At 65.0% G+C, this 22,052-nt stretch carries 19 protein-coding genes; 3 read left to right on the forward strand and 16 right to left on the reverse strand.

The genetic code is table 11. The features are described 5' to 3' along the window. Positions 1–34: 34 nt before the first annotated feature. The 6 genes from AC1RQP_RS19265 to AC1RQP_RS19290 form a co-directional block, all read right to left on the reverse strand. Positions 35–2,089 carry an acetoacetate--CoA ligase gene (locus AC1RQP_RS19265; protein ID WP_492938126.1) on the reverse strand — a complete coding sequence of 685 codons (2,055 nt, stop codon included), beginning with the start codon at positions 2,087–2,089 and terminating at the stop codon, positions 35–37. Positions 2,090–2,185: 96 nt separating this feature from the next. Continuing rightward, positions 2,186–2,881, reverse strand: a complete 696-nt coding sequence (locus AC1RQP_RS19270) for an ABC transporter ATP-binding protein (RefSeq protein WP_239622738.1) — start codon at positions 2,879–2,881, stop codon at positions 2,186–2,188. Continuing rightward, positions 2,881–3,630: an ABC transporter ATP-binding protein gene (locus AC1RQP_RS19275; RefSeq protein WP_028181856.1), complete on the reverse strand. Its 750-nt coding sequence runs from the start codon at positions 3,628–3,630 to the stop codon at positions 2,881–2,883. The genes AC1RQP_RS19270 and AC1RQP_RS19275 overlap by 1 nt, the downstream gene beginning before the upstream one ends. Further along, the gene (locus AC1RQP_RS19280) at positions 3,627–4,925 is read right to left on the reverse strand and encodes a branched-chain amino acid ABC transporter permease (RefSeq protein ID WP_492938128.1); all 1,299 of its coding nucleotides are present in this window, start codon (positions 4,923–4,925) and stop codon (positions 3,627–3,629) included. The genes AC1RQP_RS19275 and AC1RQP_RS19280 overlap by 4 nt, the downstream gene beginning before the upstream one ends. Next, on the reverse strand, positions 4,922–5,869 hold the full coding sequence (locus AC1RQP_RS19285) for a branched-chain amino acid ABC transporter permease (protein ID WP_131869983.1): 948 nt from the start codon (positions 5,867–5,869) through the stop codon (positions 4,922–4,924). Before AC1RQP_RS19285 ends, AC1RQP_RS19280 begins: the two co-directional genes overlap by 4 nt. A gap of 107 nt (positions 5,870–5,976) precedes the next feature. Then, entirely contained in the window at positions 5,977–7,209 is a 1,233-nt protein-coding gene (locus AC1RQP_RS19290; RefSeq protein ID WP_492938129.1) for a branched-chain amino acid ABC transporter substrate-binding protein, read from the reverse strand. Between the two features lie 324 nt (positions 7,210–7,533). On the opposite strand from AC1RQP_RS19290, the gene AC1RQP_RS19295 reads away from it, so the two are divergent. After that, on the forward strand, positions 7,534–8,394 hold the full coding sequence (locus AC1RQP_RS19295; RefSeq protein ID WP_492938130.1) for an alpha/beta hydrolase: 861 nt from the start codon (positions 7,534–7,536) through the stop codon (positions 8,392–8,394). 120 nt (positions 8,395–8,514) lie between these two features. Here AC1RQP_RS19295 and AC1RQP_RS19300 read toward each other — a convergent pair whose 3' ends face one another. The 10 genes from AC1RQP_RS19300 to AC1RQP_RS19345 all read right to left on the reverse strand — a co-directional run bounded on the left by AC1RQP_RS19300 (position 8,515) and on the right by AC1RQP_RS19345 (position 19,659). Beyond that, a complete protein-coding gene (locus AC1RQP_RS19300) occupies positions 8,515–8,847 on the reverse strand; it encodes a Rieske (2Fe-2S) protein (RefSeq protein ID WP_345946107.1) in 333 nt (110 codons plus the stop codon). Next, the gene (locus AC1RQP_RS19305) at positions 8,840–9,544 is read right to left on the reverse strand and encodes an ABC transporter ATP-binding protein (RefSeq protein WP_165936011.1); all 705 of its coding nucleotides are present in this window, start codon (positions 9,542–9,544) and stop codon (positions 8,840–8,842) included. The genes AC1RQP_RS19300 and AC1RQP_RS19305 overlap by 8 nt, the downstream gene beginning before the upstream one ends. Beyond that, entirely contained in the window at positions 9,537–10,319 is a 783-nt protein-coding gene (locus tag AC1RQP_RS19310) for an ABC transporter ATP-binding protein (RefSeq protein ID WP_239622732.1), read from the reverse strand. Before AC1RQP_RS19310 ends, AC1RQP_RS19305 begins: the two co-directional genes overlap by 8 nt. Beyond that, complete coding sequence (locus tag AC1RQP_RS19315) at positions 10,319–11,365, reverse strand: branched-chain amino acid ABC transporter permease (protein ID WP_492938131.1); 1,047 nt, start codon at positions 11,363–11,365, stop codon at positions 10,319–10,321. Before AC1RQP_RS19315 ends, AC1RQP_RS19310 begins: the two co-directional genes overlap by 1 nt. After that, complete coding sequence (locus AC1RQP_RS19320; RefSeq protein WP_492938132.1) at positions 11,362–12,234, reverse strand: branched-chain amino acid ABC transporter permease; 873 nt, start codon at positions 12,232–12,234, stop codon at positions 11,362–11,364. Before AC1RQP_RS19320 ends, AC1RQP_RS19315 begins: the two co-directional genes overlap by 4 nt. Before the next feature lie 498 nt (positions 12,235–12,732). Beyond that, on the reverse strand, positions 12,733–13,887 hold the full coding sequence (locus tag AC1RQP_RS19325) for an ABC transporter substrate-binding protein (RefSeq protein ID WP_492938133.1): 1,155 nt from the start codon (positions 13,885–13,887) through the stop codon (positions 12,733–12,735). Positions 13,888–13,964: 77 nt separating this feature from the next. After that, on the reverse strand, positions 13,965–15,152 hold the full coding sequence (locus tag AC1RQP_RS19330) for a xanthine dehydrogenase family Fe-S subunit (protein WP_492938134.1): 1,188 nt from the start codon (positions 15,150–15,152) through the stop codon (positions 13,965–13,967). After that, positions 15,149–15,982 (reverse strand): FAD binding domain-containing protein, encoded by an 834-nt coding sequence (locus tag AC1RQP_RS19335; RefSeq protein WP_492938135.1) that lies wholly within the window; start codon positions 15,980–15,982, stop codon positions 15,149–15,151. The genes AC1RQP_RS19330 and AC1RQP_RS19335 overlap by 4 nt, the downstream gene beginning before the upstream one ends. Next, positions 15,979–18,372 carry a xanthine dehydrogenase family protein molybdopterin-binding subunit gene (locus AC1RQP_RS19340; protein WP_492938136.1) on the reverse strand — a complete coding sequence of 798 codons (2,394 nt, stop codon included), beginning with the start codon at positions 18,370–18,372 and terminating at the stop codon, positions 15,979–15,981. The genes AC1RQP_RS19335 and AC1RQP_RS19340 overlap by 4 nt, the downstream gene beginning before the upstream one ends. 9 nt (positions 18,373–18,381) lie before the next feature. Continuing rightward, on the reverse strand, positions 18,382–19,659 hold the full coding sequence (locus AC1RQP_RS19345; RefSeq protein WP_492938137.1) for an amidohydrolase/deacetylase family metallohydrolase: 1,278 nt from the start codon (positions 19,657–19,659) through the stop codon (positions 18,382–18,384). A gap of 187 nt (positions 19,660–19,846) precedes the next feature. Here AC1RQP_RS19345 and AC1RQP_RS19350 point away from each other — a divergent pair, with 187 nt between their 5' ends. Both AC1RQP_RS19350 and AC1RQP_RS19355 read left to right on the forward strand, forming a co-directional pair. After that, entirely contained in the window at positions 19,847–20,341 is a 495-nt protein-coding gene (locus AC1RQP_RS19350) for a MarR family winged helix-turn-helix transcriptional regulator (RefSeq protein WP_492938138.1), read from the forward strand. Positions 20,342–20,607: 266 nt separating this feature from the next. Then, the gene (locus AC1RQP_RS19355) at positions 20,608–22,026 is read left to right on the forward strand and encodes a cytosine permease (protein ID WP_492938139.1); all 1,419 of its coding nucleotides are present in this window, start codon (positions 20,608–20,610) and stop codon (positions 22,024–22,026) included. Positions 22,027–22,052: the final 26 nt, after the last annotated feature.

A 22,052-nucleotide genomic window follows, 5' to 3' on the forward strand; every position in this document is an offset into this window, starting at 1 on the left:
AGTGGTCGGACGGCAGATGCCGTGCCCATCGCGGTCAAGCCGATCCTGCGACCTTCTTCAGGTGCATCGCTGCGAAATCGAGATACCAATCCAGACAGCCGGGATTGGCCATCGCCTCCCTGTTGATGACCTTCTCCACGGACTGGCCGAGCAGCAGCTTCTTGATCGGCAGCTCCTGCTTCTTGCCGGACAGCGTCCGCGGAATCTCGGCGACGGCGAAAATCTCGTTCGGCAGAAAGCGCCGTGACAGGCTGGACTCGATCGCCTTGTTGATCTTCGCCTGCATCACTGCATCGAGCGCAATGCCGTCGCGCAACACAACGAACAGCGGCATGTAACTGTCGCGGCCGAGATATTCGAGATCCACGACGAGGGAGTCGAGCACCTCGGGCAACGACTCGATTGCGGAATAAAGCTCGCTCGTACCCATGCGCAGGCCGTGCCGGTTGATGGTGGCATCACTGCGGCCATAGATGATACAGGAGCCATCCGGATTGACCTTGAGCCAGTCGCCGTGCCGCCACGCCGGACCGCGCCCGCTGCCGTCGAAATTCTCCGGATAGGTTTCGAAATAGCTCGCGCGATAGCGCGCCTCACCCTCGTCGTTCCAGAAATAGAGCGGCATCGACGGCATCGGCTCAGTACAGACGAGCTCGCCGACCTCGTCGATGACGGCGCGCCCCTGTTCGTTGAAGGCCTCCACGGCCGCGCCCAGCAGCCGGCACTGCATGGCGCCCGGCGTCTGCGGCAGCTCGCGGTTGCCGCCGATGAAGGCGCCGGCGAAATCGGTCCCGCCGGAAATGTTCGCCCACCAGATGTCGGCCTGCGCCTTGCTGCCGTTCGTCTTCGACAACGCAGCGAAGCGCGCGTTGAACCAGGCCTGCGTGTCGGCGCTGAGGGGCGAGCCGGTCGAGCCGAGGCAACGCAGCTGCGAAAGATCGCCGGCGGCAGCAAGGTCGATCTCGGCCTTGGCGCAGTTCGCGAAGAACGCCGCGCCTGCCCCGAAGAAGGTCGACTTCGATTGCGCGACGAAGCGCCACAGCGTGGTCCAGTCCGGCTTGTCCTTCGCGCCGGCCGGGCTGCCGTCGAAGATGCAGCAGGTGGTCCCGCTGAGCAGGCCGCCGACCTGGCTGTTCCACATGATCCAGCCGGTCGAGCTGTACCAGTGATAGCGCTCGCCGAAGGAATTCTGGTGATAGGAACAGCCGATGTCGTTGTGCAGCCCCAGAAGCGCGAGCACCACGATGATGATGCCGCCATGGCCGTGCACGATCGGCTTCGGCAGGCCGGTCGTGCCGCTGGAATAGACGATCCAGAGCGGATGATCGAACGGCAGCCAGATCGGCTCGAAGGCATCGATTGCCGCGCCCGTTCTGGCGAGAATGTCGGAGAGCAGCGCGTCCGGTGCCGCAGCTGCGCCGGCTTCGCCGTGCAGAATGACGTGCTCGACGGTCGGCAGCGACCGCCTGAGCTCGCCGACGACGTCGCGACGGTCATGCCGCCGCCCGGCATAAGTCACGGAATCGCAGGCGATCAGCACCTTCGGTTCGATCTGCTTGAAGCGGTCGATCACCGCGGGCGCCGCCATGTCGGGCGCACAGACGCTCCAGATTGCGCCGATGCTGGCTGTCGCCAGGAACGCAACGATGGTCTCGGGGATGTTCGGCAGATAGGCCGCGACGCGGTCGCCGGGGCGCACGCCCTTGTCCTTCAGATCCAGCGCGAGCGCCGCTGCCTTGCGCCGCAGCTCCGGCCAGCTCGTCTCCGTGAGACTGCCGTCCTCACCGCCGCTGACGATGGCGGGCAGCCCGGCTGCGTCTGCCGCTGCGACATGCCGGAACACCTGCCTGGCGTAATTCACCTGCGCGCCGGGAAACCACACCGCATTCGGCATTTTGCGCTCGGTAATCACGGCGGCACACGGTGTCGGCGATTGCAGATCGTAATAGTCCCAAATGCTGCGCCAGAACCCGTCGAGATCGCGCACCGACCATTGCCGCATCTCGTCGTAGCTCGAGAAGACAAGGCCGCGCGTATCCCCGAGCCATTGACGATACAGGGCCATTTGAGGAACGTAGGGAGCCGCCATCATCAAATTCCGAAGGTCTATGGATTGCGAGAGCTACAGCCGAACTCGGGACGTGTGCGCTGTTGCACCCGTTGAACGGTCCGTCTCACAATAAGTTCAAACCTCGAGCCACTCCTGGCGAACCGCCGCGTTCGCCCTCAGTTCGTCCGGCGTGCCTTCAAAAACCACGCGACCGTGTCCCATGATGTAGACGCGCTTCGAGATGCGCATCGCAATCGATAGCTTCTGCTCGACGAGCAGGATCGCGACCCCGGCTTGCGCGATGCGGACGATGAGATCTCCCACCTGTTGCACGATCAGCGGCGCGAGACCCTCAGTCGGCTCGTCGATCATGATGAGATCAGGATCGCCCATCAACGTGCGGCATGTCGTCAACATCTGCTTCTCGCCGCCGGAGAGGACCCCAGCAGGCGCGTCGGCGCGCGCGGCGAGGTTGGGAAACATGTCGAGCATGTCCTGCAGCCGCCATTTGCCCGGTCGTCGCGTGTCCTTGATGCCGAGCAGAAGATTCTGTCGCACCGTCAAGCTCGGAAAGATATCGCGATGCTCGGGAACGTAGCCGAGCCCGAGGCGCGCGATCTTGTAGCTCGGCAGGCCCGCAATGTCCTTGCCCTTGAAGCGGATCGTGCCCTGCGGAACGACCTCGCCCATGATCGCCTTGACCGTGGTCGAACGCCCGACACCGTTGCGGCCGAGCAGGCTCACCACTTCGCCGGCGGCGACGTCGAGATCAACGCCCTGGAGAATGTGGCTCTTGCCGTAATAGGCGTGGAGGTTCCTGACTTCGAGCATCAGTGTGCCTCCTCGCCAAGATAGGCTTCCCTGACCTTCGGATCACGCCTGATCTCCTCGGGAGTGCCCGAGGCGATGATATGACCGTAAACCAGCACCGAAATGCGGTCGGCAAGGCCAAACACGACGCTCATGTCGTGTTCGACGATGACCAGCGTTCGCCCTTCGGTCAGGCGCCGGATCAACGACACCGCACGCTCCGTCTCGGCGTGGCTCATTCCAGCGGTCGGCTCATCGAGCATGACGACGGTAGCGCCCCCTGCGATCGTGATGCCGATCTCCAGCTCGCGCTGCTCGGCATATGTCAACAGGCCGGCCGGGACGTCGCGGCGGTGCGTGAGGTGAATATCTTCGAGAATCCGCGCCGTCCGCTCGCGCACCTCGGGCAGGCTGTCCACGTTCTTCCAGAACGCGTAGCGATGCCCGGTGGCCCACAGCACCGCGCAGCGGACGTTTTCCCAGACCGTCATGCGGGCGAACACGTTGGTGACCTGGAACGAGCGCGACAGCCCCCGCCGGTTGATCTCGAACGGCTGCAGGCCGGAGATCACGTCGCCATTGAGCCGGACCTCGCCCGAAGTCGGCTTGATATGCCCACTGATCAGATTGAACGTCGTCGACTTCCCCGCGCCGTTCGGACCGATGATGGCGTGCCGTTCGCCCTGCGCGATGCTGAGGTTCAGGTCGCGAATGATGCCAACGTTGCCGAAGCGCTTCTCGACGGCGCGGACTTCGATGGCTGCAGTCATGCCAGATACCCCCGATCACGCGCGACCGTGGCCGCCCGATCCCATGCTTCGCCAACCCGCCGCCACGTCAATCGCGCGATGACGAAGCCACCGGCCACGAGAACCGCTGCGGCAATCCAGGTGGTTGGCGACTTGGGATTGAAGGCGATGCCGAACAGGTTGATCGCATTGGCCTCCCCGCCGGAATGACGCGCGATCGTCTCGATCACCAGAATGACGCCGCAACCGAGCGCCACGGTCGGCACGATCGCGACGAGATAGGACGGAATCACCGTCCATAACGTTCCGGCGCGAAGGAGCGGCCGGTGCATCATGACGAGTCCGGCGATGCCGCCGGGCGCGAACATCACGATGCCGATGAAGATGATGCCGAAATAGAGCTGCCAGACGCTGGTGACGCTGGTCAGCCCAAGCTGCAGATAGGTCACCAGGATCGCGCCGAGAATGGGGCCGAAGAAATAGGCGGTACCGCCGATGAAGGTTGCGAACAGCACCAGGCCGGATTGGATCGCGCCGAGATAGGCCGAGTTCGCGATCTCGAAGCTGATCGCGGCAAGCCCCCCGGCGATGCCGGCGAAGAATCCTGCAAAGCAATAGGCGAGATAACGGACCACGTGAGGATCGTAGCCGATGAACTGGACGCGTTCGGGATTGTCACGGACGGCATTGCTGATCCGCCCCAGCGGGGTTCGGGTCAGTGCGTACATCGCGATCGCCGAGACCACCAGCCAGAACGCGATCAGATAATAGACCTGGATCTGCGGCCCGAAGGTCCAGCCGAACATGCGCGGCAGCGCTGTGCGGTCCGTCGTGATGCCGGCTTCGCCGCCGAAGACCGACCGGAGGATCAGAGACGAAGACGCCACCAGCTCGCCGATGCCCAGCGAGATCATGGCGAATACGGTTCCGGCACGCTTGGTCATGAGCCAGCCGACGAGGATGGCGAACCCGAGGCCGCCGAGGCCGCCGAACAATGGGATGAACGGAAGCGGGATCGGCCAGCCGTGGGAGACGATCGCGTTCATCACATGGCAGGCCGTGAAGCCGCCGAGACCGTAGTGCACGGCATGGCCGAACGACAACAATCCGGTCTGTCCAAGCAGGATGTTGTAAGAGAGCGCGAACACGATCGCGATCCCGATCAGGCTGAAGGACGTGAGGGAGCCGCCGGACGAGAACACCAGCGGCAGCACGATGAGGACGACCACGCCGGCCAGCCAGACGCCGTAGAAGCGCAGGTTCTCGCCGGCCGCGTTCGCTGCGGGTCCCGATACCGATGTCGTTGCCGTCGTCATGATTCGCGCGTCCCCATCAGGCCCATGGGGCGAACGATCAGGATGATGACCAGCAGAAGATAAGGAATGATCGGCGCGACCTGTGCGATTGTGACGTTCCAGATGTCGGAAAGAGCGGAAGGTCCCCCCGCCGAGTCGAGCGGACCGAAGACGCTGGCCAGCGAGCCATTCAACGCCACTGCAAAAGTCTGCACCAGGCCAATGACGAGCGAGGCGACGAAGGCACCCGGCAGGGAGCCGAGGCCGCCGAACACGATGACCACGAACAGGATCGGCCCGAGCGCGGCCGCCATGTCGGACTGTGTCACCAGCGCCGGTCCCGCGATGACACCGGCAAGGCCTGCGAGCGCGCTGCCCACACCAAACACCACCATGAACACGCGCCCCACATTGTGGCCGAGGTGCCCGACCATGTGAGGATGCGTCAGCGCCGCCTGCACGATCAGGCCGACCCTGGTACGCCGCAGCACCAGCAAGAGCGCGACGAAGATGACCACCGATACTGCGAGCATGAAGATCTTGTAGGCGGGATAATTGGTGGAGAAGATCGTGAAGGCTGGGAAGTCAAGCAGCGCCGGCACGCGATAGTCGACCGGGCTCCTGCCCCAGATCATTGCGACGATCTCTTCGATCGCGAATGCGAGGCCAAAGGTCAGCAGCAATTCCGCGACATGGCCATGCTTGTGCGTGTTGCGCAGTCCGTAGCGCTCGACCGCCATCCCGATCGCGCCGACCAGAAGCGGGGCGAGCACGAAAGCCGGCCAGAACCCGATCCATTTCGTCAATTGAAAGCCGAAGAAGGCACCGAGCATGTAGAAGCTGGCATGGGCGAAGTTCAGCACGCCCATCATGCTGAAGATGACCGTCAGCCCGCTCGACAGCAGAAACAGCAGCATGCCGAACAGCACACCGTTCAGGGTCGAAATGACAATGAGTTCTAGCACAGCGTACTCGTGAACTATCCGAGGCAGGGCCCCGGTTTCCATCCAGGAAGCATTTCGGCCGCCACCTGCCCGCGACGAGAGTGCCGCGCGCAGGTGGCGTATGGCCCTTACGGTCGCGTCATCTTGCAGGTGGTGGTGACCATGGCCTGCGGGGTATCGACCTTGCTGACCAGATGCCAGCCCCAGCCGGTGTTCTCCTCGTCGAACGGCTCGTTCGCGGCAAGCTTGCCGAAGGAGGAGATGTATATTGGCTGGAAGAACTGATGGTCGTCCTTGCGCATGATGCCGGTACCGCCATCCAGGACCTCGAACTTCAGGTCCTCGAGCGCCGCCGCCACCTTCACGGGCTCAACCGAGTTGGCCTTTTCGGCCGCGGCCTTGAACATGCGCATCTCGTTGACCGCACGCGGATACCAAAGCGACATGTTGACCTTGGCACGGAAGGCCTTCTCGTAATCCATCGCGGGCTGGTGGCCCGAATTGGCAAAACCCTCCGTCAGCTGGAATACCTGATGGTCGAGACCCGTCTGCTTGATCGCGGTCGGCCCACCGGCGCCACCGGCATAGTAAGTGTACCAATTGACCTTCAGACCAGCATCAGCGGCGGCCTTGAGCAGCAGCGCGATGTCCTGACCCCAGTTGCCCGTGATGACGCTGTCGGCACCGGAAGCCTTGATCTTGGCGATGTAGGGCGAGAAGTCCGTGACCTTCAGCAGCGGATGCAGTTCGTCGCCGACAATCTGGACATCAGGCCGCTTCGCCGTCAACATCTTGCGCGCATCGCTGCGTACCGACTGACCAAACGAATAGTCCTGGTTGATCAGGTACACCTTCTTGATCGAAGCGACGTCCTTGATGTAGTTCGTCAGCGCCTCCATCTTGATGTCGGAGCTGGCATCCCAGCGGAAATGCCAGTAGCTGCACTTCTCGTTGGTCATGGCCGGATCGACGGCAGCATAGTTGAAGTAGAGCACTTCCTTGCCGGGATTGCGCGTGTTGTACTTCGTGACGAAATCCTCGAGCGCCAGGCCGACGGACGAGCCATTGCCCTGTGTGATGTAGCGAACCCCGGCGTCGATCGCCTTCTGGGCCTGCACCAGGGCCTCCTGCGGATTGGTCTTGTTGTCGAAGGGCACGATCTCGACTTTGCGGCCCAGGATGCCGCCCTTGGCGTTGAGCTCGTCAGCCAGGTACTGGAATGTCTTCAGACCCCCCTCACCCACGCTGGCGCCGCCACCGGAGAGTGGATCGATGTAGCCGATCTTGACGGTATCCTCCGCCCATGCCGCATGGCCGAGCATCGGGGCGATCACGGCGGCGGCCAAAATCAGTCTACGCATAATGTTTCCTCACTGATTGTCGACTTTGGTCGATGCATGCATGCGTGGATCGCATGCACGGTTTGGACGGACACTGAGCAGAATAAACTCGAGCTGACAAGCTCGCTCCGACATAGCTGCAGCCGCAGGTACGACAAAATGTAAAAGCACGGGGTAGCCCCATGACCAAATGTTCCCGGTCGTTGCGCGCCCGACCTGCCCCGCAGCCGGCAGACCGAGCCGTCTTGTCCAAGGCTGGACACGGTTGATCCAACAGCTCAATAGAGGGTGACTGGCCGGTCCAAATCGACAAGAGTGTCGTCCAGGGCCGCAACGGAGAGTTTCATGGCTGAGAACGCGCGTTCGACGATTCGGTCGCTCGACCCCCGTGGCAAATGGTCCGAGCTGTCGCAGGCAGAACGCAATGCCGCCTATGACAACAACGCGGCGGTCAAGAACAGCGCGGCCCTGATCGCCGAGCGCAACAACGCCTCCAGCCGGCTGCGGGGCACGCTGAAGTCCCACCTCGACCTGCCCTATGGCGAGCGGGCCAACAACAAGATCGACCTCTACCCCGCCGCCAAGCCGGATGCGCCCTGCCTGGTGTTTCTGCACGGCGGCTATTGGCAGCGCAATTCGCGCGAATTGTTCGCCATGCTGGTCGAAGGCGTCGCTGCACATGGCTGGTCGGTTGCCATCCCCGGCTATTCACTGGCGCCCGAGGTGTCGCTGACCGATATCGTCGGCGAGATCCCGCGCGCACTCGACTGGCTTGCCGCACATGGCGCGGCCCATGGCGTCGCCGGGCCGGTCGTGCTGTCGGGCTGGTCCGCCGGTGCCCATCTCGTCGCAATGGCGCTCGATCATCCGCGTGTCCACGCGGGGCTGGCGATATCGGGCGTCTATGATCTCGCGCCGATCCGCGATACCGGGCTGAACAACGCGCTGAAGCTGATGGATGAGGAAATCGCCACGCTGTCGCCGCTTCGCCTGCCGGTGACGCAGAAGCGGCTCGACATTGCCTATGGCAGCAGCGAGCTGCCGGCTCTCGTGAACGATTCAATCGATTTCCACGAGAAGCGCGCGGCGGCGCAGGCGCCGGGCAAGCTCATCTCGGTCGAAGGCGCCGACCATTTCACCATTCTCGAGGCGCTGCGCCGGCCGGACGGCATGCTGGTCGACGCCGCTCGGCGGTTGCTGGACTAAAAAGTGCAAAAACAACCCCATGCACAGTAGAGATGCTGTTGTTTTCAAATGCAAATTCTTGAAGACAGAACGACGCCGCCACCGCTTTGACTTGTCGGGCAAAACAGGGGCATGATGCCATCATCGCCCCGGCTGCCGCTCCTGCATCTCGATCCAGACTTGCCCGCCCGTGATCCGCACCGGATAGAGCCGCAGTGGCCGGCTCGGCCATCCCGCGGTGATTGCACCGTTGCTCAAATCGAATGATGCCGCATGGCGGGGGCAACGCAGCCGCCCCGCCGCCACCTGCCCTTGAGCCAAATCGGCCTGTTCGTGCGGGCACGCCCGTTCGCAGGCGACAACGTTGCCTTCGTTCCAGATCACGATCAGGTCGCGCGCGGCGACGCGGACGATCGCTTCCGCCTTCAGCCGGTCGAGATCGCAGACCGGAGTCCAGCCGGCCCCATCACCCACCGAGATAGGCCTTGCGCACATGCTCGTTCGCGATCAGCTCGGAGCCGGCTCCGGACAGCACGATACGGCCGTTCTCGAGCAGATAGGCATGGTCGCACATCTCGAGCGCGGCGAAGGCGTTCTGCTCGACCAGCAGCACCGTGGTGCCGGCATCGCGGATACCGCGGATGATGGCAAAGGTGCGCTCGACGATGTTGGGCGCGAGCCCGAGCGATGGCTCGTCGAACATGATCAGCCGCGGTCGCGACATCAGCGCGCGCCCGATCGCAAGCATCTGCTGCTCGCCACCGGACAGTGTCCCCGCCGCCTGCCGGCGCCGCTCGGCGAGCCGCGGGAATTCCGCATAGATGCGGTCGCGGTCGGCCGCAATCTCGCCCGAACCACGACGGAGGTAAGCCCCCATGTCGAGATTCTCCTCAACGCTCATGTGCGGAAACACGCGCCGCCCTTCCGGACAATGCGCGATTCCGCTCGCCAGCACGCGCGGGGGCCTCGCCCCGGTGATGTCGATGCCCTCGAACCGCATCTGGCCCGAGCGTGGCGGCACGAGGCCGGAGATCGCGCGCAGCGTCGTGCTCTTGCCGGCGCCGTTGGCACCGATCAGCGCGACCAGCTGGCCGGCCTTCACGTCCAGCGAGATGCCGCGCAGCGCGGTGACGCCGCCATAGCCACAAACCATCTCGCGGATCTCAAGCACGTCCCGCTCCATGTCCGAGATAGGCTTCGATGACCGCAGGGTCGTTGCGGATGACGTCGGGCGTCCCTTCCGCGATGATGCGGCCATAGTTGAGCACGACGATGCGGTCGGAGACCGTCATCACCATGGGCATGTCGTGCTCGACCAGGAGGATGGTGATGCCGCGGTCGCGGATGCTGCGGATCAATTCGACGAAGCGATGGGTCTCCGAGGCGTTCATGCCGGAGACCGGCTCGTCGAGCAGCAGCATCGACGGCTCCGCGGCAAGCGCCAGCGCGACACCGACGAGACGCTGCTCGCCGTAGGACAGAGAGCCCGCGGCATCATGCGCGCGCCGCTCCAGCCCGACCCATTCAAGCAGCTCGCTGGCCCGCTGCCGCAGCTTGCGCTCCGAGGCGCGGGCGCCCGGCAGGCCAAGGATGGCGTCGAGCAGCCGCACCCGGCCCTGTCGATGCAGGCCGATCAGCAGATTGTCGTAGACGGTGTCGTTGGGGAAAACGCTGGTGCGCTGGAAGGTGCGGATCAAGCCGAGATCGGCAATCTCGTGCGGTTTCAAACCGGCGAGCGCAGTGTCGCGATAGGTCACGCGGCCGGCGCTCGGCGTCAGGAAGCCGGTCATGACGTTGAAGGCGGTGGTCTTGCCGGCACCGTTCGGTCCGATCAGGCTGACGATCTCGCCCTCGCCCACGGTGAAACTCATGTCGGATATCGCAACCAGCCCCCCGAAGCGGACAGCGACCTGGTCGATGGTCATGGCAATACTGCGCGCCGTCATCACGCCGGCTCCTTGGCAGCGGTCTCGGCCAGAGCGACGGGCGACAGCGCCGTCCTTCCGTTCCGTCGCCGCCTAAATCGCTGCGCGAGCGACGGCACGATGCCACGCGGAAGCATAAACAGGATGGCGATCAACACGCCTCCATAGGCGATCCACTGCGCTTCCGGCGCCATGACCGGCCGCAGCGCGACCGGAAGCAGCCCGAAGATCAGGCCGCCGACGACGGGCCCAGCCAGCGAGCCCTTGCCGCCGCTGATCACCATGATCACCATGGTGACGGTGTTGATGAAGGCGAACACTTCGGGGTCGATGATCCTGATATAATGGGCATAGAGGCTGCCGGCCGCGCCTGCGATGGCAGCCGAGATCACGGCTGCGATCGTCAAGGTCCTGGTCACGTCGATGCCGACGGAGACGGCCAGCGTCTCGTTTTCCATCAGACCACGCATGGAGCGGCCGAAATGGGAATGAACGAGGCGCGCGATCAGGAGATAGGCGATGAGCGCGACGACCAGCACGAGATAGTAGTTCTGCAGCTTGGTGCGCAGCGTCAATTCGCCGACGCCCGGCAAGGGCAACGCGATGGAGGGGATGTTGGTCAACGCCAGCGGGCCCTGTGTCAGTTCGACCCAGTTCAGCGCGACCAACCGGACCACCTCGGCAAAGGAGATCGTCACGATGACGAAATAAGCGCCGCGGACCCGGAACGACAACAGGCCGACGAAATAGCCGCACAATCCTGCAATCAGGATCGCCAGTACGAAGCCTATGATCGGCGGCCAGGGCGTGTGAACCAGCCGAAAGCCTCCGGGCAGGCCGACGTCGAAGCCGAGCGAGGTCAGCGCGCTGACATAAGCGCCGATGCCGAAGAAGGCGATGTGGCCGAGGCTGAGCTGGCCGGTGAAGCCGAGCAGCAGATTAAGGCTCATCGCGCCGATGACGAAGATGCCGGTCGTGATCAGGGCGTTGAGAAGATAGGGATCGCGCAGCCAGAGCGGCACCGAGGCGAGAGCTGCGACGGCAAGAATGGTGACGATCGCTTTCATCCGACCCGCTCCGCACGCGCGAACAGGCCGGTCGGCCGGAAGATCAGCACGGCGATGATGATGACAAAGCCCATGGCGTCGCGGTAGCCCGACGAGACGTAGCCGGCGCCGAGTTCCTCGGCGAGCGCCAGGATGAAGCCGCCGATCACGGCGCCCGTGATGTTGCCGAGGCCGCCGAGGATGACGATGGCGAAGGCCTTCACCGCGGCGAGATCTCCCATTTGCGGGAAGATCACGTAGACCGGCCCGAGCAGCGCGCCCGCGGCGGCGGCCAGGCTGGAGCCGATCGCGAAGGTCGAGGTGTAGATCATGTCGACATTGACGCCCATCAGCGAGGCCGTGTCGTGGTCCTGGAACGTCGCCCGCATGGCGCGGCCGAGGCTGGTCTTGTTGATCAGGAGATACGTCACGAGGATCAAGAGGGCCGCGGCGGCGAGAACGAACAGCCGCAACCAGGAGACCGACACCGGACCGAGCACCAGCGGCGCCTCCGGAAACGGCGTTGCCACTGACTTGGCGACGCCGCCCCAGATCCACAGCGTGCCGGACTGCATTGCAATCCAGGCGCCGATCATGACCAGCATCGTAGTATCGATGTCGGAGCCGCGCAGCGGTCGCAGCAATGTCAGCTCGATGGCCGCCCCGAGCAGCCATCCGGCCAGCACGGCCACCGGCAGCGCGAGAAAGAAGTTCAGCCCGAGCTGCTGCACCACGATGAACATGATGTAGGCCCCGAACGTGTAGAGCACGCCATGCGTGAAGTTGACCACGTTCATGATGCCGAAGATCAAGGTGAGCCCGATGCCCAGCAGCGCATAGGTGCCGCCGAGCACGAGCATGTTGATCAGATGCTGGAGAAATTCGCTCAAGACCGTTCCCGAGTGACTCGTGGTAAGTTGGGGCTATCGCATATGACAGTGGGAGAGTGACGGACGAGCTCGGCCTGCATGGTTCGAGACGCCCGCTTTGGCGGGCTCCTCACCATGAGGGTCTGACATCTCGCCGCAAAACGCGACCTCATCCTGAGGGCCCGCCGCAGGCGGGCGTCTCGAAGGATGGGCCGCAGGCAAGCTGCCCGCCACGTTTTTCTTCATATGCGATAGCCTGTGTAGTGAGGCGAGAATAGCGATGCGCCGCCCTCGCCTGTGACCGGCCCTGAAGCTGACGGCTCTTGATTGGGTCGATCTCGCAGCGGTCTCCGTCACCTCTCCCGCCTGCGGGAGAGGTCGGCGCGGAGCGCCGGGTGAGGGTTCTATCCTCTTGGGGAATCCCACCGCGGAGACACCCTCTCCCCAACCCTCTCCCGCAAGCGGGAGAGGGAGCGCACCTGCATCGCGGCTCGCAATCGGACCTGGCTTAATCATGCGCTAGAGCGTCTTCATCTCGATCTTGCCGTCGGCGATCTCGATCAGATAGACGTTCGGCTGGCTCTGTCCGCTCTCCTTGCCCTCGGGGCCGGACTTGCGGAACACGATGTCGCCGTTGAGCCCCTTCACCTTGATGTCCCAGAATGCCGCCTTGATCGCCGCGGGTTCGGCCTTGCCGGCCTTCTCGATCGCCGCCGCCACGGTGCGGATGCCGTCATAACCGCGGAAGCTCTCGGTGCAACCGGCGAAGTCGAAGCCACGCTTCTTCCATTCCGCGATGAAATAGTTGGTGGCTTCCGGGTTCGGCGTCTTGTCCGGGAACCAGGGCAGGAACGTGGTCAGGTGCATGGTGCCGTTGGCGGCAGCTCCGGCCTGGGCAATGATCTGGTCCGGGTTCTGCGAGCCACCGGTGGTGATGATGCGCTTCTTCAGGCCCAGCGCCGCGGCCTGCTTGAAGATCAGGGTGAGCTGATCCACGGCGGTGGTGACGATGACCGTCTCGGAATCCGAGTTCTTGATCTTGGAGAGCTGCGCGCTCATGTCCTGCGCGCCCTGGTCCATGGTCTCGACCAGTCCGATGCTGATGCCCTTCTCCTTCATCATCTTGCTGAAATCCTCGGCGGTGCCGCGACCCCAGTCGTTGTTGATGACGAGGAAGTCGACCTTCTTCAGCGCGAGCTTGTCAACGATACCCTTGAACGCCGCAGCCTCGATCGCCGAGGGCGGCGAGATGCGGAAGATGAAGGGATTGCCCGTCGTCGTGATCTTGCCGGAGGACGAGGTCTCCACCACCATCGGCGTCTCATACTCCATCAGCTTCGGCATCACCGCGAGCGTCAGGCTCGAGCCCCAGGCGCCCATCAGCACCGGCACCTTGTCGCTGGTGATCAGCTTCTCGGCGACGGCAGCAGCTTCCGTCGGGTTGCTCTTGTTGTCCTCGATCACGAGTTCGATCTTCTTGCCGAGGATGCCGCCCTTGGCGTTGATCTCGTCCGCGGCGATCTTGGCGCCGTTGACAACGTAAGTGCCTGACGCCGCAAACGCGCCGGTGAGCGGTTCGTTGACGCCGATCTTGATGGTCTGCGCCCCGGCGGCGCCGCCGATCAAGGTCGTCGCCAGCGCGATCGTCCGAACCAATCCCAGTGCTCGTGTCATGTTGTCTCTCCAAATCCAACGCTGTTGATGTCTTAAGTCTGTCCAGGCTTCGTCACTTCCGGTGTGCGGGCACACCGTCACCCCGCCTCGCTCCGGCGGCCAAAGATGCGGGCGATCCGCGCGCGCAAGACGTCCGACGCAATCGACCAGAAGCTCAGTTCCGCCGGCGTTCCCGATCCGGACGACACGCCAGACATCCGGCGATCGAGATTGGCGGCGAAGTCCGCAACCAGGCGTTTGGCGAGATCCCGCACCAGGCCGGGCCGGCCGATCTGGGCCAGCATTCCCGTGAGCGTGTAGCCGATCGACAGCTCGACCGCGGTCGCCGCACCGCCTTCGAGCGGAAGCAGGCGATAACGGATCTCGCCTTGCGTCGCCGAATGGCTGCGGCGGTCGGTGCCGATGCCGACGATGCGTCCGGAGAGCGTCGCGGGATCGCGCTCGACGCGCGCGGCACCCTCGAAGGCCGCGGCGATCGGCCCGAGCTTCACCCGGATCGACCCCTCCACACGCTCCGGTGTCGGCGGCGATGTCAGCGATACGCCAGGAAGGCAGGCGGCAATGCCCGCGATATCGTCGAACATCGCGAACACCTTTGCCGGCGCGTGCGGCAGCGTGAAGCGCTGGTCGAGAACGGTCGCCGGGATGAAATCGGGAATGGTGCCGCGCGCGACGCTCTCGGACGCCGGAGCCAGCACCGAGCGCGCAGGCTGCGGGTCGTATCGGCCGGCTTCAGCTCGCCCCGAGCCGGCCGGACCGAGGATGGTCCTGCCGCCATCGGCCAGCGGCGCGACATTGCGCGCGCGTCTCGCCTCGATCACGGACTGCACCGCGCGCACGATGCCGACATAGCCGGTGCAGCGGCAGAGATTGCCGCTGAGACCGACGCGAATGCGCCGCTCGTCGGCGTCGGGCAGACGCAGCACGAGGTCGCGCGCGGAGACCAGCATCCCCGGCGTGCAATAGCCGCATTGCAGTGCATGCTCGCGGGTGAAGGCGGCGCGCAGCTCGGTCGTAACCTCGTCCTCGTCGAGGCCCTCGATCGTGGTGACGTCGGCGCCCTCGCAGGCCGCCGCATAGGTGATGCAGGAGCGCGCCGGCACGCCGTCGAGCAGCACGGTGCAGGCGCCGCAGACGCCGTGCTCGCAGCCGAGATGGGTGCCGGTCAGGTCGAGCTTGTCGCGAACGAAATCGGCAAGGCTGGTGCGCGGCTCGGCCGACAGCTCCACAGCGCGGCGATTGACGTGAAGCGCGATCGTGCTCATGCCGCGGCCTCCTGGACGGCGCGCCTCAGCACGCTGACATGGATATGGCGTTGCGCGGCATCGTCGATGCCGGCCTTGGCCAGAAGGGCGTCGGCAACGCGGACATCGAAGCGCTGCTTGTAATCGGCCGTGATGCGGCCGCCGAACAGCTCGGCGTCGGTGATGACGATGGGGGTCGTGTCGATCGCGCCGATCACGATGCGCGCCGAAGCCGCGGCGGGATCGATCAGGACCGCGCCGATGGCATGGGCGAACTCGCCGGTCTTGCGGCAGCTCTTGGCATAGCCCCAATGCGCCGAGGCCGATCGCGCCGGCACATGGACCGCCTCGACGATCTCGCCCGTGTGCAGCGCAGATTCCAGCGCGCCCACCACGAACGTCTCGACCGGCATCGCGCGTGCACCGGCAAGGCTGCGCAACGTCACCCGTGCGCCCAAGGCGGCAAGTGCCGAAATCCAGTCCGCGGCGGGATCGGCATGGCTGAGCGAGCCGCCGATCGTGCCGCGGTTGCGCACGGCGCGATAGGCGATGTTGGCCGCCACCCCGCGCATCGCGCCGCGGGTCACGTCGACCGCGCGCCCGTCTTCGATATCGGCATGGGTGACCAGGGCGCCGAGCACGAGCTCGCCGCCGGAAATCTCGGCGCGCTTGAGTTCGGCAAGGCCGGAAATATCCACGATCAGCTCCGGCTGCACCAGCCGCAGATTGAGCATCGGCCCGAGCGACTGGCCGCCGGCGATGATCTTCGCCGAGCCACTGCCGGCGGCCAGCATCGAGAGTGCTGCCGTGAGATCGCGTGGGCGTTCATAGGCGAAGGGAGCGGGCTTCATGCCGCACTCCTTTCGGCCGCGCGCGCGGCCAGCACGGCCGCGACGATCCGGTGCGGGGTGATCGGCGACTGCATCAGCTCGACGCCCAGAGGGCGCAGCGCGTCGTTGACGGCGTTGGCGATCGCGGCCGGCGGCGCGATCGCACCGCCCTCGCCGATGCCCTTGACGCCGAACTGCGTATAAGGAGATGGCGTCTCCATGTGGTCGAGGCGCGCGGCGGGAACCTCGGTCGGCCCGGGCAGCAGATAGTCGGCAAGCGTCGTCGCCAGCGGCTGGCCGGAGGCATCGAACGGCATCTCCTCGTAGAGCGCGGTGCCGATGCCTTGCGCGAGGCCGCCATAGATCTGGCCGTCGACGACGAGCGGATTGACCAGCACGCCGCCGTCCTCGACGATCACGTAATCGAGGATCTCGACCTCGCCGAGATCAGGATCGACTGCGACCACCGCCGCATGCGCGGCGTAGCTGAAGGTACCGCTGTCGCGCACCGGCTTGTAGCCTTGCGTCACCTCAAGCCCGCCGGGATCGACGTCGGCCGGCAGATCCTGCGGGCGGCGGTACCAGGTGTGGGCGATCGCCTTCAGGCTGACGCTGCCATTGACGCCGCGCACTTCGCCATTCTGCAACACCACCGAAGCCGGATCATGCTGAAGCAGCTTGGCGCCGATGCGCCGGGCGCGTTCGCCGAGTTCGCGGCAGGCAGTGGCCACCGCGCCGCCCGCCATCACCATCGAGCGCGAGCCCCAGGTGCCGGTCGAATAGGGCGTCATCGCGGTGTCGCCGAGGATGATCCGGATCTTCGCGACATCCACCCCGAGGATCTCATGCGCGACCTGGGCGAGCGTGGTCTCCATCCCCTGGCCGTGCGAATGCACGCCGACGCGCAATTCGAGGCCGCCGTCCGGCGTCAGCCGCGCCGAAGCCTGCTCGTGGCCCGGCACCATCGGGATGCCCCAGCCGGAATAGACGGATGTGCCGTGCGCGGCCTGCTCGCAATAGATGGAGACGCCGACGCCGATCCGGCGGCCGTCGGCCTCGCCCTTGCGCTGGCGGCCGCGAATGGCATCGATATCGATCTGTGCCAGCGCGCGACGCATCGCCTCCGGATAGTCGCCGCTGTCGAAATGCTTCCTGGTGATGTTGTCGAACGGCATCTGCTCCGGCCGCACCAGATTGCGCAGCCGGACCACGCCGGGCTCGAGCCCGGCCTCCGCCGCCACGAGATCGAGCATCAATTCCAGCGCGAAGCAGACGCCGGTGCGCGCCACGCCGCGATAGGGCAGGATCGGACATTTGTTGGTGGCGACCGAGAAGGTGCGGCAGCGATAGGCCGGCATCTTGTAAGGACCCGGCAGGATGCTCGCGACCTGCGCGGCTTCGAGGCAGGCCGAGAACGGATAGGACGAGTAGGCGCCGGAATCCACCGTCGCCTCGCAATCGATGCCGCGCAAGCTGCCGTCGCCGTCGGCATAGACCGTGATCCTGTAATGGTGCTCGCGGCAATTGGAGCTGGCGACGAGATGCTCGCGGCGATCCTCGATCCAGCGCACCGGATGGCCGCGCTGCATCGTCAGCCAGGACAGGCAGACCTCTTCGGGCAGCAAAATGCCCTTGTGACCGAAACCGCCGCCGACGTCGGGCGAGATGACGCGGATCTGGCCCTCCTCCATGCCGAGACATTCGGCAAGACCGCTGCGCGTGATGTGCGGCATCTGCGCCGCGGAATGCAGCGTCAGCTGGTCGAGCCTCGGATCGAAGGTCGCGACCACGCCGCGGCCTTCGAGTGGCGACATGCACTGCCGCGCCGTCGAGATCTCGCGCGTCACCTTGATCGGCGCATCCAGCGCAGCCGAGATGTCGACCTCGTAGTTGGTCTCCAGGAAGACATTGTCGCCCCAATGCTCGTGCACCAGCGCCGAACCGGGCTCGCGCGCCCTCAGCATGTCGTAGACCGCGGGCAGCTCTTCGAGATCCAACGTCACGGAGGCCGCGATGTCCTCCGCTTCGGCGCGTGTCGGCGCAAGGCACATCGCGACGAGTTCGCCGACCTGCCGGACCTTGCCGGTGGCGAGCACCGGCTGCTCGGAAATCTTGAAGCCGGGAAGGCCCGAGACCGCGCGGATGGGCTTGATGCCGTCGAGATCGGCCGCCGTGAACACGTTGCCGCGATGGCGTTCCGGCACATGAATCCCGCGGATACGTGCATGCGCCAGCGGGCTGCGCACGAAGGCGACGTCCTGAAGGCCGGCGAGCCTGATGTCGGCGACATACTGGCCGCGGCCGCGCATCAGGCGGTCGTCCTCCTTCCGAGGCAGCCGCGCGCCCACGCCCTGCCCGGACTTGCCCGAAGGAAATTCTCGCTCGTTGCGCACGCCGGCCTTCTCCTTCACCGCCCGCCCTTATGCCGCGACAGCCTGCGGCAGGATCGGCGCAACCGCGTCGAAGCGCGTGCCGGCGCGCAGGCAGAAGGCCGGCTGCAGCAGGCGCTCGGCGATCACCTCGTTCTTCTCATTGTCCTTGAGGACGAAGCGGCCGTTCTGTTCGGTTAGCACGGAGACGTCAGCATCCATGCCGACCCTGAGCGCGCCGATCTCCCCGCTGCGGCCGAGCATCCTGGCGGGATTGGAGGTGACCATCGGCACCACCTGCTCCAGCGACAGGCCGAGCGCCATCATCGAGCTCATCGCCTGGACCAGGCTGAACTTGGCCTGGCCCGCGAAGGGATGGTTCTCGTCGTCCTCATGCTGGTCGGGCGTCCCGGCCGGCGCGGGCACATGGGTGTTGTAGCCATGGATATCGGCGCCGAGCGTGGTCGGAACGATGCCGGCGGCGATCGCCTTCTTTGCCAGCCGGTAGGAGAAATGGCTGCCGTGACCGACATCGACCTTCAGGCCGCGGTCGAGCGCAGCCCGGATCACCGGATGCACCTCGCCCTCGCGATTGACGAAACCGCCGGGATGGCGCGTGAAGGGATGGGCGAGAATGTCGCCCTCGCGCAGGAGCGGAATCACGCGCGTCAGGATCGTGTCGGCATCCTCGCCATTGGCGCCGCTCTCGGGCAGGCCCCAGAGCTGGCCGAAATGCACATAGACCGGCAGATCGGCGCGCTTGCCGATCTCCGCCGCCATCTCGATGACGCGGATGCCCCAGCGCGCGAAGCCGCCGATCTCGGCGTGAGCCTTGATGCCACGCACGATGTCGAGATTGGCGGTCGCCGCCTTGACGGTCGCGTCGACGTCGACGCCGTCGGGGCTATAGAGCTGCGGATAGAAATGCCCCTCGAGTCCGCCGACGAGATAGGCGGACAGGAACGCGTAGACGCGCGAGGCCGCGGGCTCCGCGATGAAGTGACGGAAGCCGGGCAGCGTCATGCAGGACGGGCCGCCCTGGTCGACCAGCGTCGTCACACCCGACTGCACGCCGACCATGTCCGGATTCATGCCGAAGCGTCCGGAGACATATTGATAGACATGGGCGTGCGTGTCGATCAGCCCGGGCAGCACCAGCTTGCCGCCGACGTCGACGACCTCCCTGGCGCTGGTCGGCAGAATGTCGGACGCGACCGCGGCAATCTTGCCGTTGCGGATCGCGACATCCTTGATGCCATCGACGCCGGAGGCTGGACAGATCACGCGACCGCCTCGCAGTAGAAGGTCGAAGCTGGCAGTGACGGACATGGCGCTCTCCTCTTCTTGCGAGGGCGACGGCTTCGTCCCCTCGAATTACGAAGCATGCTTCGTATCTTGACATTACGAAGCATGCTTCGCATTTTGACAAAAGCAAGCATCGTGCCATGATCCCGATGTGGCAGGCGCACTCGAATCGAGCTAAGCGCGGCAGGGTTTCGGCTTGGGAGAGTGTGCATTGCGGCAGGCGAAGACACGTCGCGGCGGGACGAGGCACCGCCCCTGGCCCTTGTCGGAACGGCCCGGATATCTGATCCGCCGGCTGCATCAGATTCACGTCGCGCTGTTTCAGGAAGCCTGCGGCGAATTCGAGGTCACGCCGCTGCAATACAGCCTGCTCTCGGCGCTGGCGGTGCGTGAAACCGCCGATCAGACCACTTTGGCGGCCGATATCGCCCTCGATCGCACCACGACGACCGGGGCCCTGAAGCGGCTTGCCGCCCGAAACCTGGTCGAGCGCGCGGTGAACAAGGACGATCGCCGGGCCCGGCTGTGCCGGCTGACACCGGCCGGAGCCGCGCTGCTGGTCAAGATCGAGGGCGCGGCGCGACGGGCGCATCGTGCGACGCTCGGCGATTTGAACCAGCGGGAACAGGCGCTTTTCATCGAGATGATGCAGCGCATCGTGGCCGGCCATCCCAATCGCGACAGCGCTGCTGCCGTATTCGACTAGGAGCCAGTGCTGCGCTTTTGAGTTGGGCTGCTCAATTTATCATCGTACCGCTGCCCGGCCGAGCAACATCGCCCGCCTCTCGCCGGCGCGGCAGACACGCCGAAGCGTAGTCACGCGCAAGATCGGCCAGCGCTTGAAAACGCAGTCGCATCCGGCGCGACGCGCATGGCTTCCGGCATCGCCGCCCGCCGGCTCGGCCGCTCCGCAATTCCATGGCACGATTTATGCTGCGGTGATGCGAAGCGTGCTTCGTATTGGGGGATACCATGACGGATTCCGAACTTCGCGCTGATATTCACAGCATCGAGCCAATTCCCGACGCGGACCGGGACTCCACCGGGCCGCAGCAGATGTGGATCTGGGCCGGCGCCAACATCGCGCCGGTCAACTGGGCGCTCGGCGCGCTCGGCATCATCCTCAAGCTCGGGCTGATGGAGACGATCGCGGTCATCGTGCTCGGCAACATCGTCGGCTGCGCGATCTTCGCGACCTTCACGGTGATGGGGCACAAGACCGGCGTGAACCAGATGGTGCTGAGCCGGTCCGCGTTCGGCGTACGCGGCGCCTATGTGCCGAGCATCCTGATGTTCCTGATGACGTTGGGCTGGATCGGCGTCAACACCTACTTCCCGGTGAAGGTCTCGATGGGCATCCTCGGCCAGTTCGGCGTGCCCGACACCTGGCCGGTCGAGCTCGTCGTCATCACGCTGGTGATGGCGGTGCAGGTGCTGATCGGGATCTACGGCTTCTACGCGATCCGCACCTTCGAGAAATACACGGTGCCGCCGACCATCGCCATCATGGTGCTGATGAGCGTGCTGGCCTGGACGCGGCCCGGCGTCGTCAACTGGAACCTGACCACCTCGCTGCCGCCCGGCGCGCATCTTGCGATGCTGACGATGCTGACGACCGCGATCGGTGTCGGCTGGGGGATCTCCTGGGTGACCTGGGCCTCCGACTATTCGCGCTTCGTGCCGCGCTCCACGCCATCGAAGGCCGTGTTCTGGTACAGCTATGTCGGCATGTTCGTGCCGACAGTCTGGCTCGGCATTCTCGGCGCGACCATCGCCTCGACGACGCTCGACACGGACCCCGCCAAGATGGTCAGCGCGGTGTTCGGCGGTCCCGTCAGCATTCTCGTGCTCTTGATGGTGTTGCACGGCCCGATCGCAACCAACATCCTCAACGTCTATTCGGCGGCGCTGGCGGCGCTGAGCGCGGGGCTGAAACTCTCGCGCTTCTGGCTCACCGTCATCGTCGGCGTCGCCGGCTATCTGGTTACCCTCTACTTCATCTTCGCTCCGTCGTTCGCGAAGGCGTTCGACCATTGGATGATCAGCCTGCTGTTGTGGATGAGCCCCTGGGCCGGCGTGGTGCTCGCCGACTTCTTCATCAAGCGCAAGGGCAGGATCGAGGTGGCCGAGCTCTATCGCTCGCCGGAGAGCAGCGCCTATGGCGACATCAACTGGGCCGGCATGATCGCCTTCTTTGCCGGCCTCGTTGCCGGCTGGCTGGTGCAGGACGGCCTGGTCAGCGCGCTGCAGGGGCCGATCTCGATCAATCTGCTCGGCGGTGCCGATCTGAGCTGGCTGTTCGGAATTGGCGTCGCAGGCCTCGTCTATCTTGCGCTCGGCAAGTTCGCGACCTCGCCGTCATCGGTCGTCGCGAGCAGTGCTGGCCGGTAGCAGGAGGACACGGACCGCGTCCAGCG

Source organism: Bradyrhizobium sp. GW821-FHT13H06, assembly GCF_058803975.1.